General features: G+C 31.2%; 11 protein-coding genes and 2 pseudogenes. 12 read left to right on the plus strand and 1 reads right to left on the minus strand.

Annotation, left to right across the window (positions count from 1 at the left end; all coding sequences use genetic code 11):
* From thrC to B2671_RS06080, 12 genes and pseudogenes are all read left to right on the plus strand, one after another.
* Window positions 1-1,232, plus strand: a 1,232-nt coding sequence (gene thrC, locus B2671_RS06025) for a threonine synthase (protein ID WP_346869592.1), incomplete at its 5' end; no start/stop codon positions are given.
* A gap of 43 nt (window positions 1,233-1,275) precedes the next feature.
* Window positions 1,276-2,756, plus strand: a pseudogene (locus B2671_RS06030) (pyridoxal-phosphate dependent enzyme).
* 153 nt (window positions 2,757-2,909) lie between these two features.
* Window positions 2,910-5,538 (plus strand): annotated as a pseudogene (gene xdh, locus B2671_RS06035) (selenium-dependent xanthine dehydrogenase).
* A gap of 74 nt (window positions 5,539-5,612) precedes the next feature.
* Window positions 5,613-6,893 carry a guanine deaminase gene (gene guaD, locus B2671_RS06040; RefSeq protein WP_346869593.1) on the plus strand — a complete coding sequence of 427 codons (1,281 nt, stop codon included), beginning with the start codon at window positions 5,613-5,615 and terminating at the stop codon, window positions 6,891-6,893.
* Window positions 6,894-6,951: 58 nt separating this feature from the next.
* Complete coding sequence (locus B2671_RS06045) at window positions 6,952-7,536, plus strand: TetR/AcrR family transcriptional regulator (RefSeq protein WP_346869594.1); 585 nt, start codon at window positions 6,952-6,954, stop codon at window positions 7,534-7,536.
* 173 nt (window positions 7,537-7,709) lie between these two features.
* On the plus strand, window positions 7,710-8,549 hold the full coding sequence (locus B2671_RS06050; protein WP_346869595.1) for an FAD binding domain-containing protein: 840 nt from the start codon (window positions 7,710-7,712) through the stop codon (window positions 8,547-8,549).
* Between the two features lie 33 nt (window positions 8,550-8,582).
* A complete protein-coding gene (locus B2671_RS06055) occupies window positions 8,583-9,050 on the plus strand; it encodes a (2Fe-2S)-binding protein (RefSeq protein ID WP_414632617.1) in 468 nt (155 codons plus the stop codon).
* Window positions 9,051-9,063: 13 nt separating this feature from the next.
* Entirely contained in the window at window positions 9,064-10,311 is a 1,248-nt protein-coding gene (locus tag B2671_RS06060; RefSeq protein ID WP_346869596.1) for a xanthine dehydrogenase family protein molybdopterin-binding subunit, read from the plus strand.
* Between the two features lie 19 nt (window positions 10,312-10,330).
* A complete protein-coding gene (locus B2671_RS06065) occupies window positions 10,331-11,281 on the plus strand; it encodes a xanthine dehydrogenase family protein molybdopterin-binding subunit (protein ID WP_346869597.1) in 951 nt (316 codons plus the stop codon).
* Between the two features lie 107 nt (window positions 11,282-11,388).
* On the plus strand, window positions 11,389-11,931 hold the full coding sequence (locus tag B2671_RS06070) for an ECF transporter S component (protein ID WP_150842423.1): 543 nt from the start codon (window positions 11,389-11,391) through the stop codon (window positions 11,929-11,931).
* Between the two features lie 244 nt (window positions 11,932-12,175).
* Window positions 12,176-14,101 (plus strand): ribosomal protection-like ABC-F family protein, encoded by a 1,926-nt coding sequence (gene abc-f / locus B2671_RS06075; RefSeq protein ID WP_346869598.1) that lies wholly within the window; start codon window positions 12,176-12,178, stop codon window positions 14,099-14,101.
* Window positions 14,102-14,142: 41 nt separating this feature from the next.
* Complete coding sequence (locus tag B2671_RS06080; RefSeq protein ID WP_346869599.1) at window positions 14,143-16,464, plus strand: ATP-dependent DNA helicase; 2,322 nt, start codon at window positions 14,143-14,145, stop codon at window positions 16,462-16,464.
* Between the two features lie 66 nt (window positions 16,465-16,530).
* Here B2671_RS06080 and rbr read toward each other — a convergent pair whose 3' ends face one another.
* A complete protein-coding gene (rbr, locus tag B2671_RS06085; protein WP_346869600.1) occupies window positions 16,531-17,070 on the minus strand; it encodes a rubrerythrin in 540 nt (179 codons plus the stop codon).
* Window positions 17,071-17,586: the final 516 nt, after the last annotated feature.

Below are 17,586 nucleotides of genomic sequence, written 5' to 3' on the forward strand. Positions count from 1 at the left end.
AAGTTAAGGGATTAGTATGTTCTAAATGTGGTAAGAAAGTTGGAGAAGAAGTAATGTATCACTGTCCAGACTGTGGCATAGAAGGAACACTAGATGTAATTTATAATATAGACTTAGTTAAAAAAGAATTAACTAAGGAACATTTAAAGGAAAATGAAGATAAGAATATTTGGAGATATTTTCCTATTATTCCTTTGGAATCTAGAGAAGGTATAACACCTTTACAAATAGGAGGAACACCACTTTATAAAGCTAATAGATTAGAAAAGTTATTAAATATAAAGAATGTATATGTAAAGGATGAAGGTAGGAATCCTACAGCATCTTTTAAGGATAGAGCTACAGCTATTGGTGTGGCCAAAGCAATAGAGCTAAAAAAAGATATTATTTGTGCAGCATCTACAGGCAATGCAGCGTCTTCTCTTTCAGGGTTTGCAGCTTGCATGGGAATAAAAAACTATATATTTGTTCCTAAAAACATTCCAGAGGCAAAACTAACACAACTTCTAGTATTTGGAAGTGAAGTAATTTTAGTAGATGGAGATTATGATGTAGCATTTGGATTTTGTTTAGAAGCTGTAAATCATTTTGGTTGGTATAACAGAAGTTGTGCCATAAATCCATACTTAGCAGAAGGGAAAAAAACTGTTGCTTTTGAGATATGCGAGCAATTAAACTTTAAGGTGCCAGACAAAGTAATTATGTCTGTGGGGGATGGATGTTCCATATCTAGTGTATGGAAAGGGTTTAAGGAATTTTATGAACTAGGTTTAATAGATAGGCTTCCAACTATGGTATCAGTACAAGCAGAAGGAGCTAATCCAGTTAATAGAGCTTATAGAAATAGATTAAGATCATTTAACTATATACCACCAGTAACTATTGCAGATAGTATATCAGTAGGAATTCCGAGAAATGGATATAAAGCTTTAAATGCTCTTGAAGAAAGCAATGGGATGGCTATAGATGTCAGTGATGAAGAAATTTTAAGTGCAATAACATCTTTAGCAAGGCAGACTGGAGTATTTGGGGAACCAGCAGGAGTAACTAGTTTTGCTGGACTTAAAAAATTAGTTGAACTAGATAAAATAAAAGAAGATGAAACGGTGGTTATTGTAGTTTCTGGTAGTGGGCTTAAGGATATAAAATCAGCTCAACAGGCAGTTAATAAACCAGAATTAATAAAGCCGGATATGAATAAATTAATTGAATATCTAAAATATTTGTCTTGAATTATAAGTAATTCCTTTATAAAGATTTTGAGGAGGATATAAAATGCATAAATTAATAGATTTAGAAGTTAATGAGGAACAAATTCTAAAAACAGCAGAGAGTGCGAAAGAGAGAAATATAATTATTCCTACTATTGCTCAAATGAAGGATCCAAATAAAATACCAGAAGAGATTAAAAATAAACTTGCTGAAACTGGCCTTTGGGATATTGATCCAATCAATCTATTTAGAATATCTTGGTATAATCAGCCAATTAAAAAAGGCGGTTTATATAACACATTACCCAATTATATAGAAATACCACAAGAAATATCAGGAGTTAAAGCTAGGATTTTTGCTATGTCAGGAAAGTTTTTTCCTATAGGAGCTCATAAAGTTGGAGCAAGCTATGCTTGTCTTGTACCAAGACTTGTAACAGGACAATTTGATCCAAAGTTTCATGAAGCTGTTTGGCCATCAACTGGAAATTACTGCCGAGGAGGGGCTTATAACTCAACATTACTAGGGTGTAAATCAATTGCTATTCTACCTGAGAATATGAGTAAAGAGCGTTTTAATTGGCTTAAGAGCATAGCTGGAGAAGTAATTGCAACTCCAGGATGTGAAAGTAATGTTAAAGAGATCTATGATAAGACTTGGGAACTCAGAAGAACTAGAGATAATGTTGTTATATTTAATCAATTTGGCGAACTTGGAAATCATCTTTGGCATTATGAAGTAACTGGTAATGCCATGGTTTCCATAATAGAACATGAAAAAGGCCATAATGGAAAAGTAGCTGGTATTTGCTTAACTTCAGGTTCAGCAGGTACCTTAGGAAGCGGAGATTTCATTAAAGATAAATATCCAGGAGCTAAACTTGCAGTTGGTGAAGCCCTTCAATGTCCAACACTTTTAAATAATGGTTTTGGTGATCATAGAATTGAAGGTATAGGAGATAAGCATGTACCTTGGATTCACAATGTAAAAAATACAGATATGGTTATCGCGATAGATGACGATGATAGCGTAACTATGTTTAGACTATTTAATGAACCAGTTGGTCGACAATATTTAAGATCCATTGGAGTATCAGAAGAAGTTATAGAAAAGCTTAGTTGGGTAGGTATTTCTGGAGCAGCCAATATAATATCTGCAATAAAATTTGCAAAGTACTATGAGCTTGACGAAAATGATATGGTATTAACTGTTCTTACAGACTCAGCAGAAATGTATCAGTCTAGACTTGAAGAAATGAGAAAAGATAGAGGTCATGAATATGAAGAAAAGGATGCTATGGTTGATTATAACAGAAGTATTATGGGTATAAGAACAGATTCTATGGAAGAACTAACTTATGCGTCTAAGAGGAGAATTCATAATTTGAAATATTATACATGGATAGAACAACAGCAANNTATGAATTAAATGAATTAAATGCTCAATGGTATGACTATGATAATTATTGGGGAAGACTTCATAAAATGGCACCAGAATTAGATAAATTAATAGAGAAATTTAATGAAAAAGTTAAAAACTTATAAGAAATAAAAGTAAAATTTATAGCCTTGTAATCAAGCATACATTATAATTTAAATATGCTAGGACCCTGAGTTTATATTATATTTGAGGGGTCCTATTCAGCTATATAATATGTTAGGGAATTTATACATTAGTAAATTATTAGGAGGAAATTTATGTATGAGTTTGTGCTAAACGGAAAAAATATTTCATTTGAAGAAAATACGAACTTGCTTGAATACTTAAGGGAAGAAGCAAATTTAACATCAGTTAAAAACGGGTGTGGAGAAGGTGCTTGTGGAGCTTGTATGGTTTTAATAAATGGAGTTCAAGGAAGGGCTTGCATAAATACTCTTGAAAAAATTAATGGTAAAGAAGTACAAACTGTTGAGGGTTTATCAGAATTCGAAAAACAAGTATTTTCATGGTCTTTTTCAAAGGTTGGTGCAGTTCAGTGTGGATTTTGTATTCCAGGCATGGTGATTAGTGCTAAGGGATTATTTAATAGAAATTTAAATCCATCTAAAGATGAGATAAAAGCTGCCATTAAAGGAAATATATGCAGATGCACAGGTTATGTAAAGATAATAGAAGCAATAAAATTAGCAGCACAAATTTTTCGGCAGGGAAAACTAAATTTTGATTTAGAACGAAACGGTTCTATAGGAAAATCGTTAACAAGAATTGATGCTATGGATAAAATTTTGGGAACTGCTATATATGTTGATGATATGAAGGTTGATGGGCTTGTATATGGTTCCGCATTAAGAACAAAATATCCAAGAGCACTGGTTAAAAAAATTAATATAGATAAAGCTCTAAATCATCCTAATGTTATAACCATATTAACAGCAAAGGATATACCTGGGAATAGATATATTGGACATATTTCAAAGGATTGGCCAGCTTTAATAGCAGTGGGAGAAGAAACTAGATACGTGGGAGATGCTATAGTACTAGTGGCTGCAAAATCAAAAAAGGCTTTAAAGGAAATTTTACAGCTTATAGAAGTAGAATATGAAGAGCTTGTACCACTAACGAAACCTGAAGTGGCTATGAGATATGATGCTCCAAGAATTCATCCTGAAGGAAATATATATAGAAATGAAAGAGTTAGAAGAGGTAATATTGAGCATGCATTAAAAAACTCTAAATATATAGTTACTAATTCTTATTCAACTCCATTCACAGAGCATGCTTTTTTGGAACCGGAAAGTGCTTTGGCAATGCCGGATGGAGATGGAGTGCTAGTTTATACTGGCTCCCAAGGAATTTATGATGAGCAAAGAGAAATATCAGAACTATTAGGGCTGCCTAAGAAAAAAGTAAGGTGTATTAGTAAATATGTTGGAGGTGGCTTTGGTGGAAAAGAGGATATGAGTGTTCAACATCATGCAGCTNNTTATAAAAATGCCTGTGAAGATTACTTTAAGTAGGAAAGAAAGCATAATGATTCACCCTAAAAGACATGCTATGGAAATTGAAGTAACTACAGCATGTGATGAAGAAGGAAAATTAACAGCTTTTATAGCTAATATAGTTGCCGATACTGGAGCATATGCATCTTTAGGAGGACCAGTATTACAAAGGGCATGTACCCATGCAGCAGGACCATACAGATGTGATAATGTTGATATCACTGGCACAGCAGTTTATACTAATAATCCACCAGCAGGAGCTTTTAGAGGATTTGGGGTAACTCAATCTGTATTTGCAGGGGAATGTAACTTAAATCTTTTAGCCGAAAAGGTTGGTATATCAAGCTGGGAAATTAGATATAGAAATGCTGTAGAACCAGGAGATATACTAACTAATGGTCAGATAGCTGATTCAGGTACAGCAATTAAAGAAACGTTACTAGCTGTAAAAGATGAATATTATGGAAATGAAATTGTAGGAATTGCTTGCTGTATGAAAAATAGTGGAATAGGAGTTGGACTTCCTGATATAGGTAGGTGTAACCTAGTCATAAAAGATGGAGTTATTAATGTGAGAACTAGTGCAGCTTGTATAGGTCAAGGCATAGGTACTATAATGACACAGATAATTTGTGAAATTACTGGATTATCACCCAATAAAGTTGCAATAGGTTTTCCTGATACCTTTGATTCACCTAATTCAGGAACAACTACAGCTTCAAGACAGACTTTGTTTACAGGAGAGGCTGTTAGGATTGCTACGATGAAGTTTATGGAAGAAGTGATGAAGCAATATAGTGAAGAAAAATTAATAAACCATGCAAAAGAAAGTTGCATAGATCGTAGTATAATTAGAAAATGGCTCTTAAATAATACAGATAAGGTTTTGAATTTATTAAATGATAGAGAATTTTATGGAGAATACAGGGGAATAACAGACCCTATAAATTCTCCAAAGGAAAATCCTGTTAGTCATGTAGCCTATGGGTATGCAACACAACTTGCAATACTTGATAAAAATGGTAAACTTAAAGAGATAGTTGCTGCTCATGATGTGGGAAGAGCAATTAATCCTATAAACGTGGAAGGACAAATTGAGGGGGGGGTTGTTATGAGTTTAGGATATGCTTTAACAGAGGATTATCCACTTAATAATTGCATACCTATAGCTAAATTTGGAACTTTAGGTTTATTTAGAGCTCCAGCAGTTCCTAAGATATTACCTATAATAATAGAAAAGAATACTAGTGATTTAGCCTATGGGGCAAAAGGGATAGGAGAAATAACATCTATCCCAACAGCGCCGGCAATTCAAGGAGCTTACTATATGCTAGATCATAAATTCCGAACTACTTTACCTCTAGAAGATACATTTTATAAGAAATAAGAAGAAAAAGAGTTCACTAGGTAGAAAGATTAAATTATAGTTTGAATATGATAATTTAATTAAGGAGGAATGTGATGAGCCAGATTAAAGCAATAAAAGGAAACATTATTTTTACCAAAAACTTTGGAGAATATGAAATAATCGAAAATGGGTATGTGGTACTAGTGAATAAGATAATAAAGGGAGTATATGAAGTATTACCAGAAGAACTTAAAAACGCATCAGTAATAGATTATGGAGATAAATTAATTATTCCTGGTTTTGTTGATTTACACCTTCATGGACCTCAATTTCCTAATTTAGGGTTAGGATTAGACAAGGAATTGATGCCATGGTTAGAAACATATACTTTTCCAGAGGAAGAAAAGTACTGGGATACAACCTATGCAAAAGATGTATACACTAGTTTAGCAAGAGAACTTTGGAAAAATGGAACTACTAGAAGTTGTATATTTGCCACAGTACATCTAGATTCAACAAAGCTCTTAATGGATATCTTAAACCATTCAGGACTCGGTGCTTATGTAGGGAAAGTAAATATGGATAGAAATTGTCCGGAATTTTTAAGAGAAGATTCAGTGAAATCTATTGAAGATACGGAAAACTTTATAAATGAATATGGGGATAAGTATGAACGTATAAAACCAATTATAACTCCTAGATTTGTTCCTACTTGTACTCCTAAATTATTAAGAGGATTAGGTGACTTAGCTGAAAAATATAAAATACCAGTACAGTCACACTTAAGTGAAAATAAAGATGAAATAGAATTTGTAAAATCCTTGCATCCAGAGTATAAAAATTATGCCAGTATTTATAAAGATGCAGGGCTTCTTGGTAATCAACCAACAATTATGGCTCACTGCGTATTACTTGAAGATGAAGAAATAGAAATGCTTAAGCAAAATAAAGTGTTTGTAGCTCATAGTCCAAATTCAAACTCCAATTTAGCAAGTGGTATAGCTCCAATTAGGAAATTTATAAATGAAGGAATACAAATTGGACTTGCTTCTGACATATCAGGAGGACATAGCTTGTCTATGTGCAACGTAATGGTAGACAGTGCACAAACATCAAACATTAAATGGCTTGAAAGTGGTAAAAAAGAAGTACCACTAAATACAGCTGAATTGTTTTATTTAGCAACTAAGGGAAGTGGAAGTTTCTTTGGAAAGGTTGGTAGCTTTGAAAAAGGTTACGAATTTGATGCATTAGTTATAGATGATAGTTCATTAAAAAGTTTCAAAAGACTATCGATACAAGAAAGATTACAAAAATTTATTTACACAGGAAATCCTAAAAATATAATTAAAAGGTATGTGGCTGGAAAAATTATAGATGAGCCATATAGGTAAATTAAAAAACTATATACTTTTAGATGAAATTAGGGTTAAGTGAGAAAGAAGGTTAATCATGGAAAAAGATGTGGATAAGAGGATACTTAAAGCGGCACTTGAAGTAGTATCTAAGGAAAAAATTAGTGGTACTCGTATGCATATAATTGCTAAGGAGGCTAATATGAGCCAAGCTAACCTGCACTATCACTTCTCTACTAAGAATGATATTATGGTAGCATTACTTAATAGCATACAAGAGGAGTTTTCTAAGGGGCGTAAGAACTATATAGATACTGAAGCTAAAACTGTTACTGAAAATATTCAAGGGTTCTTTAAGCAGAAAAAAGATGATATTTTAATAAATAAAAAGATGGAATATGCCCAAATTGATTATTGGGTTCAAGGAACTGTAAATCAAGAGATAAGAACTATATTTCAAAATACCTTTAATATCTGGAGAAAGAGTATAGAAGAGACTTTTTCTAAAGAAGAACAAGAAGGAATTGATGATAAAACTATAAGAAATATTCCTTTTGTAATGGTATCCTTAATGCTAGGGGCTTCATTACAGTACTTAATCGACGAAGGGAAATTTGATTTAGATGATTATTTTCAAGTTGCAGAGGAGATGATATTAACGGCATGCAATAAAACAAAATAAAATAATAACATTACAGTAAAGTAAGTCTTCTATACATTTGATATAGAAGATTTTTTTTAAAAGCTATTTTAAAAGCTATATGTAATAAAATTGAATAAAATGAATAAATTAAATAAATTAAATAAATTAAATAAATTAAATAAATTAAATAAGAATGGGGGTATAGCATAAAAGTGTTGAAAATTTACAGTCCTAAAACTATAGAAGAAGTTAAAGAATATATGAAAGATCATTTTAATCTTAAACTGTTAGCTGGGGGAACAGACTTAGTTCTAGACTTTAAAAGAAATAAAGTAAAGTACGAATCCATAGTTTCCTTAGGAAAAATTTCAGAATTAAAAAAAATAGTAGATGATGAGGATGAAATATATATTGGTGCTATGGTGACTTTTAGTGATTTAATTGAAAATAATATTATAAATAATTACTGTAATTTACTTTTAAATTGTAGTATGTCTATGGGATCACCACAAATTAGAAATGTAGCCACTGTTGGAGGAAATATTGCTAATGGAGGATCAGCAGCTGATATAATACCTTGTATAATTAGTTTAGGAGGAATATTACTTATACAATCTGAAGACGCAATAAGAAGAGTAAGTTGTGAATACTATTTTGAAAATTATAAAGAAGATAGATTAAAAGAAAATGAAATATTAACTCATATTATTATACCTAAAACACAAAATATAAGTGGCTATTACAAGTTAGGTAAAAGAAATTCTTTAGCCATTTCAAGAGTAAGTGCTGCTGTAAATTTAGAAATAAAAAAAGATAGGATTTGTGCTATAAATATATGTCTTGGAGCAGTTGGAAGATATCCCTTTAGAGCTAAAGAGTTAGAAGAAAAGTCTTTGGGAAAAGATATTAAATGGCTATATTCTGAAGAAGCTTTAGAATATTTAGAAAGTATTGTAGAGAAAAGCATTGAGGGTAGGAAAACTATGCCTTTTAAAAGGGAAGCAATTAAAGGTGTATTTAAAAGAGCTTTAGATAACGCTTTACAGCAGTAGATATAATTTTTAATTATAGAAAAGAGGTATATTGTGGTAGAAGTAAATATGAAAATAAATGGAATTAAATATAAAAGAAATATAAATAGCATGATGAGACTAATAGATTTTATAAGGGACGAAATTAAACTAAAAGGAACAAAGGAAGGGTGTGGAGAAGGAGAGTGTGGTGCTTGCACTGTTATTCTAGATGGTAAAACTGTTAATTCTTGCCTTTTGCTAGCAACAACTTTAGATGGTTGCGAAATAATTACTATAGAAGGTATTAGTAATAACGGAATACATCCCATTCAAGAAGCTTTTATGGAGGTAGGAGCAGTTCAATGCGGATATTGTACTCCAGGGATGATACTAAGTGCTAAAGCTATACTAGATAAAAACATAGATGCAACTGAAGAGGAAATAAGGGAAAGTATTTCAGGAAACCTTTGCAGGTGTACAGGTTATGACAAAATAGTTCAAGGTATAATTTTAGCTCAAAGCAAGTTGAAAAATAATTAGAGGAGAGGTTGCAATGGAGTCTGTTGGAAGAGGACTTATAAGGCCAGATGTATACAATAAAGTACTAGGTAAATCAATTTATCCTGACGATTTAGAATTTGAAGGTATGTTATATGCTGGAGTAAAAAGAAGTACAATCCCCTATGGAAAAGTTAAAAATATAAATATGGAAGAAATAAGAGCTATGGAAGATGTGGAAATGGTCATAGATTATACTATGATACCAGGAGCTATAAGTCATGGTGTTGTATTTAAGGATATTCCTACTCTTGTGAAAGATATAATTAAAAGAGTAGGGGATCCCATAATTATAATAGTTGCTAAAAATAAGGAAGCTTTAAAAGACGCTTTAAATAATGTGAAAATAGAGTATGAAGAGTTTAAGGGCATTTTTAATATTGAGGATGCTTTAAAAGAAGATGCTCCAATTTTAGGTGAAGGAAGTAATTTACTCTATGATTTAAAGATAAAAAAAGGGAATATTGATGATGGGTTTAAGGAAGCTAAATATATAGTAGAGAACTGGTATAATACTCCTATGGTAGAACATGCTTTTCTACAGCCTGAGGCATCTGTAAGCAGAGTTGATGAAGAGGGAGTGGTAGAAGTATATGTTGCAACTCAATATCCACATTATGATAGAGAAGAGGTAGCTAGATGCTTAAATATTGAGGAAGAAAAAGTTAGAATTAGAAATATGACTATTGGTGGAGCCTTTGGAGGTAGAGAAGATATTAATTCACAATGTCACGCAGCAATTGCAGCTTATTTGACTCTAAAACCAGTTAAGGTAGTTTATGATAGAGAAGAATCTACTATATCCCATAGTAAAAGACACCCTATGAAAATTTTTTTAAAAACAGGGGTGAGAGAAGATGGTAAACTTTGTGCATTAAAAGCTAGAATCTATGGAGATACTGGTGCATATGCTTCATGGGGGATGAATGTATTAAGAAAGGCTGCAGTACATGCTACCGGTCCATATAATATACAGAATGTAGATATAAGAGCCATGGCTGTATATACCAATAATCCATATAGTGGGGCAATGAGAGGATTTGGGGCAACACAATGTCCTATTGCTACAGAAAGTCATATGGATATGTTAGCTGAAAAGATTGGGATTCACCCACTAAAATTTAGATATATAAATGCTTTTAAAGTAGGAGATAAAACTGCTACAGGTCAAGTGTTAAAATCAAGTGTAGGCCTTAAAAAATGTATAGAAAAGCTTGCAGACCTTGATGGAGTAGAAATTTAAAAGAAGGTGTGAAATTGATATGAAGAACCGTGGTGTAGGATATGCTACTATATTTTATGGTACCGGGTATGGAAATGGGTTTCCTGATGAATCAAGAGCAACGGCAGAACTTAGGGAAGATGGTGAAATTGTAGTATATGTGGAAGTTTCAGATGTAGGTTCTGGTGGTATAAGTGTGATGTGGCAAATTGCTACAGAAACATTAAATATAGATAAAAATCTAATTAAAGTAATGTATGATAACACTAGTTTTGTAAAAGATAGTGGTACTGCAGCAGCAAGTAGACAAACTTACAATACAGGAAATGCTGTATATGATGCTTGTAAAAAACTTAAAAGTAATTTTAATAAAGGTTTAAGTAGATCAAATGATAATTGTATTAATAAAGAAGAAATAAAGTTCCTTTATAAGCAAATGAAAGAAAAGGGAATTCCAATAAAGACAGAAGGTTATTTTAAAGCAGAAACTTCACAAATTGATATGGAAACTGGTGAAGGTAATCCGTATTGGCCTTATACCTTTGGAGCGCAAAAAGTTACTATTGAAGTAGATGATGAAACTGGCAAGGTTGACATAATTGAAGTTATAGCTGTAAATGACGCAGGAAAAATAATAAATCCAGCTTCGTCAGAAGGTCAGGCACAAGGCGGAGTTGCCATGGGAATAGGTTATGCACTTATGGAAGAAATAGAAATAGAAAAAGGTTCTATAAAAAATAGAAATTTTTCAAATTATATAATACCAACCAGTAAAGATGTACCACATATAGATACTTATTTTGTGGAGGAATTTGAGGAATCAGGTCCTTATGGAGCTAAAGGAATAGGAGAGCCTGTAATGATACCTACAGCTCCAGCTATATTAAATGCCATATATGATGCAGTAGGAGTTAGAATGTATAGCATACCTGTAACATGTGATAAGTTATTATTAGCGTTAAAAGAAAAAAAAGGTCAAATTTATAACTGATTTAAATAGAAAGTATCTATTGTTTTTTTATAATGGATACTTTCTATTTACAACTGTAACTTTATGATATATACTAATGTATATACAGTACAGGCAGGAGGATAAAAATGAAAACAAATCTAAAAAAGATGGTAATTAGTTCATTATTAATAGCTATGTCTATTATAATACCAGTAATATTTGGGCCTTTTCTTAAGGTATATATACCACCATTCACTGCAACCTTGGCATCACACGTACCTATGTTTATTGCTATGTTCTTAGGACCTTTTGAGGCTGCAGTAGTTGGAATTGGTTCAGTGATAGGTTTTTTATTTGCTATAGGAGATCCAATTGTGGCAATGAGAGCATCATCTCATATAGTGGTAGGTTATATTGGAGCTAAAATGATTATGAAAAAAATGTCTTATGGTAAAGTTGTAGCTTTTACAGCACCAATACATGGAATTTTTGAAGGATTAGTAGTACTTATATTTACAGGTAATATAGTATTATCAATTGTTGTAACAGGAATAGGAACTATAATTCATCACGTTGTAGATGGTTTAATTTCTCTTCCAATTATTAGAATAATACAAAAAGGATTAGGAATTAATTTATCTACTATAGGTGAAAAAAAGAAAGAAGAGCCTGAAGATGTAGCGGTATAACATATTTCTTATAGTTTTATTTTATGAAAGTTATATTCTTTAGAATAAATTTGATTAGCGATATAGTATAAAGTCCCTATAAATATTAAATATTAAATAAAAACCTTTAGATAATAATAGTATCTAGAGGTTTTTATTTCTTTCTCGATTAGGTATAATGTCCATAGGAAAGGTTTTATAAATAGAAGATATTATAAAAAGAAATTAAATAATTAAACATAGCTAAGAATAGAGGATGATACATATGAATTTAATAACACTTGAAAATATATATAAGAGTTATAGTGAAAAACCATTATTAACAGATGTGAAACTAACCATAACATCAGAAGATAAAGTAGGAATAATTGGTGTAAATGGAGCTGGAAAGTCTACATTATTAAAAATAATTGCAGGAATAGAACAAGAGGATTCTGGTACAATTACAAAGATGAATGGACTGAACATATCTTATTTACCTCAACATATTGAGTTTAATCCAGAGGATAGGATTATTGATCATGTTTTTAATGGTGCTGGGGAAATAATGGAAGTACTAAGAGAGTATGAACATGTATTAGAAGAACTAAAAACCAATAGTGATAATTCAAAGCTGCAACAACAGTTATTTAAGCTTACTAGTAAAATTGACGCATTAGGAGGTTGGCAAATAGAAAGTGAGGCAAAAGCATTACTAACAAAGTTAGGTATAACGGATTTTGATGCTAAAATGGGAAAGCTTTCTGGAGGGCAAAGAAAGAGAGTAGGGCTTTGTAATGTGCTAATAACTCCTTGCGATCTTTTAATATTGGATGAACCTACTAACCACATGGATAATGAAATAATTGATTATATGGAGGAGCTATTACAGAAAAGAAAAGGTGGGGTTATAATGATAACCCACGATAGATACTTCTTAGATAGAATTACTAATAGGATCTTTGAACTAGATAGGGGAGAGCTTTATTCTTATCAAGGAAATTATTCTGTATTTTTAGAGAAGAAAGCAGAGAGAATGCAGCTTATGGAGGCTCTTGAAAGTAAAAGACAGAATCTCTACAGAAAAGAGTTAGCTTGGATAAAAAGAGGAGCTAAAGCTAGATCTACTAAGCAAAAGGCAAGGATTGATAGGTTTGAAGAGTTAAAAGAAACATCCTATAAGATAGATGAAGATAGAGTGGAATTAAATACAGCCGGTTCAAGGTTAGGAAATAAGATATTAGAACTTTATAATATAAGCATGGACTTTGGAGACAAGATAATTATAAAGGATTTTAGTCATATCTTTACAAAGGAAGAACGGGTAGGCGTTATTGGAAACAATGGTATGGGAAAAACTACTTTATTAAATATTATAAGTGGAAAATTAAACCCAGATAAAGGGCAAGTCATACAGGGTGAAACTGTTAAGATAGGATATTTTGCTCAAGAAAATATAGAATTAGATGGAACTATGAGAGTTATCGAGTATATTAAAGAAATAGCTGAGTATATAACTACAAATGATGGAAGTAAAATTACTGCTTCTCAAATGTTAGAGAACTTTTTATTTGATGGAACCATGCAGCATAGTTTTATATCTAAATTGTCTGGTGGAGAGAAGAGAAGATTATATCTTTTAAGAATACTAATGGAAGCACCTAATGTATTATTTTTAGATGAGCCAACCAATGATTTAGATATTCAGACTTTAACAATTTTAGAAGACTATTTGGATAAATTTAGTGGTACAGTAATAGCCATATCCCACGATAGATACTTCTTAGATAGAGTTGCCAATAGAATTTTTAGCTTTGAAGGAAAAGGAAAGATTTTAGAACTTGTAGGGAATTATAGTGATTATAAAGAGTATAGGGATATAAAGGCTGAAGAAGAAGTTGCTACATCAAGTACTAATAAAGAAAAAAAACATGAAGAAAATAAAAATCGTAAGGAAAAACCAACTAAAGTTAAGTTTACATTTAAAGAGCAAAAAGAATTTGATACCATAGATGAGGATATTGAAAAAAAAGAAGAAAATATTACATTAATTGAGGCTGAGATAAATCAGTGTGGAAGTGATTTCGTAAAGCTACAACAGTTGTTGGAAGATCAAAATAGATTAAAAGAGGAATTGAACTTTCTATTAGAAAGATGGGAATATTTAAATGAAATTTTTGAAGAGATGGAAACCCAGAAGCAAAATAAGTAATTCCTAGGTTTAATCATGGATCTACCTATTAGGAGAAGAATATGATAGAAAATAATATGAGAATATCTGTTAGAAATTTAATAGAGTTTATTTATAGACAAGGGGATATTGATGATAGAATAGGTGGTATTGCATCAGCTCAAGAGGGAACTAGGCTTCACAAAGTCATACAAAAGGAACTTAAAGAGCAATGTGATGAATCTGAAGAGAAGATCTATATTAATGAGATGTATCTATCAAAAGAGTTATCCTATAAAGAAATAAACATTATTTTAGAAGGTAGAGCCGATGGCGTTATTATTACTAGTTCACAGGAAGATAATAATACTAGAGTAAAAATAATAGAGATAAAGACTACCATGAAGGACTTACTTACCCTTGAAGAAAATGAAAACTTTCTTCACTGGGCCCAAGGAAAACTATATGGGCACATCTATTGTGAAGAAGAAAACCTAAGTGAAATAGATATAGATCTTATATATTGTCACAGAGAAAGTTTGCATACAAAGACCTTTTCAAAAACTTTTTTAAGGGAAGAACTAAAGGAATTTTTCAATGAAGTGATGGGCAGGTATACAAGGTGGATTCATCTTCAAAGTAGTTGGATAGAACTAAGAAATAACTCTATTGAAAAGTTAGATTTTCCTTTTGAAAATTATAGGAAGGGTCAAAGGGAACTAGCTATAAATATATATAGAACTATTAAAGAGAAAAAAGATATTTATATTGAAGCACCTACAGGGACAGGAAAGACTATTTCAACAATTTTTCCTGCAATAAAGTCTTTTACTATAAATAATTCAGTTAAGCTTATATATCTTACAGCAAAAAATATTACTAAAGGAGTGGCTGAAAATACCTTAGACATATTAAGAGGCTCTGGTATGAGGCTTAGAACATTAACTATTACTGCAAAAGATAAGATTTGTTTTCTAGAGGAAAGAATATGTAATGGCGATGCCTGTGAATATGCAAAGGGACATTTTGATCGAGTTAATGACGCCATATTAGCTATGATAGAAAACAATGAAGTTTTTAATCAACAGATTATTGAGGAGTACAGCAGGCAATTTAAAGTATGCCCTTTTGAACTTTCCTTAGACTTAATTGCTTGGTGTGATTTTATAATAGGTGATTATAACTATTTCTTTGATCCTAAAGCTATGATAAAGCGAATGGCATTTGATGATACACCATATATATTTCTTATTGATGAGGCACATAATTTAGTAGACCGTGGAAGAGAAATGTATTCTGCTGAGATAAAAGAAAGCGATTTGAAAGAATTAAAAAAAGAATTTAAATATAAAAATAAAAAACTAATAGGTATAATAAATAAAATAATTAAGAAACTAAAGGAATATACAATAGGTGAAAAGGGCAATATAATAATAGATGAAGGACCCGGAGAAATGCTGGTTCTTTTCAGGCTTTTTGCAACAGAAGGTGAAAATTATTTAAAAGAACACAGTGGTGAAACCATAGATGAAATATTTTTAAATGTATATTTTTCCTTCTTAGATTTTATTAGAATTGGAGAGTTATTTTCAGAGGATTTTGTACTATACTGTAATAATGAAGATATGGATATCCGGATAAAAATATTCTGTTTAAACCCAAGTAATGTGATAAAACAGTGTATAAAAGGTAATATAAGTAATATATTTTTTTCAGCCACTCTGTCTCCAATGAATTATTTTAAAAATCTACTAGGTGGAGATGATAAAAGTTATAGCATAAAACTTCAGTCTCCCTTTCCACCAGAAAATAGAAATTTGATTCTAAAATATGACATTGATACTAGATACAAGTACAGAGATAAAAGTTATTACCCAATCTGTAAATATATCAATGAAACTCTAAATAATTATGAGGGAAACTTTTTAGTATTTTTTCCTTCCTATGAATATATGACAAAAGTATATGAAGTTTACTGTAAGAATTTTAGTGAACATAATATATACTTACAAGAAAGTGTTATGACAGAGGAAGAAAGAGAAGAATTCTTGGAAAGATTTTATTTGATGGATGTAGATAAAAATAGTAAGGAGAGAACTATAGGTTTTGTAGTTCTAGGAGGAGTATTTTCAGAAGGAATAGATTTAATTGGAGATAGACTTAAGGGAGCAATTATAGTGGGAGTTGGATTACCTAAAATATCCTTTGAAAGAAAATTAATAGAAGAATATTTTAACGAAATAGGGGAACCAGGATTTCACTATGCGTATACATTTCCAGGGATGAACAAAGTTATACAGGCTATGGGAAGGGTTATTAGAACTGAAGAAGATAAGGGTACCATAATGCTTTTAGATAAGAGGTATAGAAGTGAAATATATCAAAAGTTAATGCCTATAGAATAAAACATATTAAATAAGGGTATTGAATCTAGAATTAATTCTTGATTCAATACCCTTGTTATTTTAATATTAATAGTTTTTAGCCAATAATTGGAAGAAACTTTGAGGATGTGCACAAACAGGACATGCATTTGGTGCTTTTTCTCCTTCATAGATGAATCCGCAATTAGCGCATTGCCATACCACTTTTTCTTCTTTTTCAAATACTTTTCCGTCTTCAATATTTTTTAATAAAGCTAAATATCTTTCTTCATGCTCTTTTTCAATTTTAGCTACACCTTCAAATAAGTTTGCAATTTTATCAAAGCCTTCTTCTCTAGCTTCTTTTGCAAAAGTAGCATACATATCAGTCCACTCATAGTTTTCACCAGCAGCTGCATCTTTAAGGTTTTCCATAGTATCACCTATGCCATCATGAAGAAGCTTGAACCATATTTTTGCATGTTCTTTTTCATTATTTGCAGTTTCAGTGAAAAGAGCGGCAATTTGCTCATATCCTTCTTTTTTAGCTTTTGAAGCATAAAAAGTATATTTATTTCTAGCTTGAGATTCTCCTGCGAATGCTGTTGCTAAATTAGCTTCTGTTTTAGTTCCTTTTAGATTTCCCATCTTTATTCCCCACTTTCTTATTTTATAACATTACCATTAAAAGTAAGTTATTATTTAATAATTATTATTATCTAACAATTTAAATATAGTGTACCATATAAAAAATGGATTGTAAATAATTATAAATAATTATTTACATTTATTTATAATTTCCGTAATATTTAAACTTATATATTACAATTATGAAATTATAAAAAGAAATTATAAATAGCTAAATGGTACAATTCTAATAAAAATCTTATACTATACAGAGAATCTATATGTATAGCTCAATAAAATTATAGATTAAAAAGGTTTATAGTTATTAATAGAGAAAATGTAGAGGTTACTAATCTTATACTAGTTGATAAATTGGATAAAAGATTAGAATTAGTTCCAGAGTGATAGAATATCATTGGCTAATTTTACTTTTTTCAAAATAAGAAAATCTCTGAAACCCTTGAGGCCACAACAAATAGTTAACTAGTTAACTATTTATATAGTTTCCTATTAACATATTGGACTTACGTCAATATT

Origin of the sequence: Clostridium sp. UBA5119, assembly GCF_002414285.1 — a bacterium.
Lineage (GTDB): Bacteria > Bacillota > Clostridia > Clostridiales > Clostridiaceae > Clostridium_J > Clostridium_J sulfidigenes.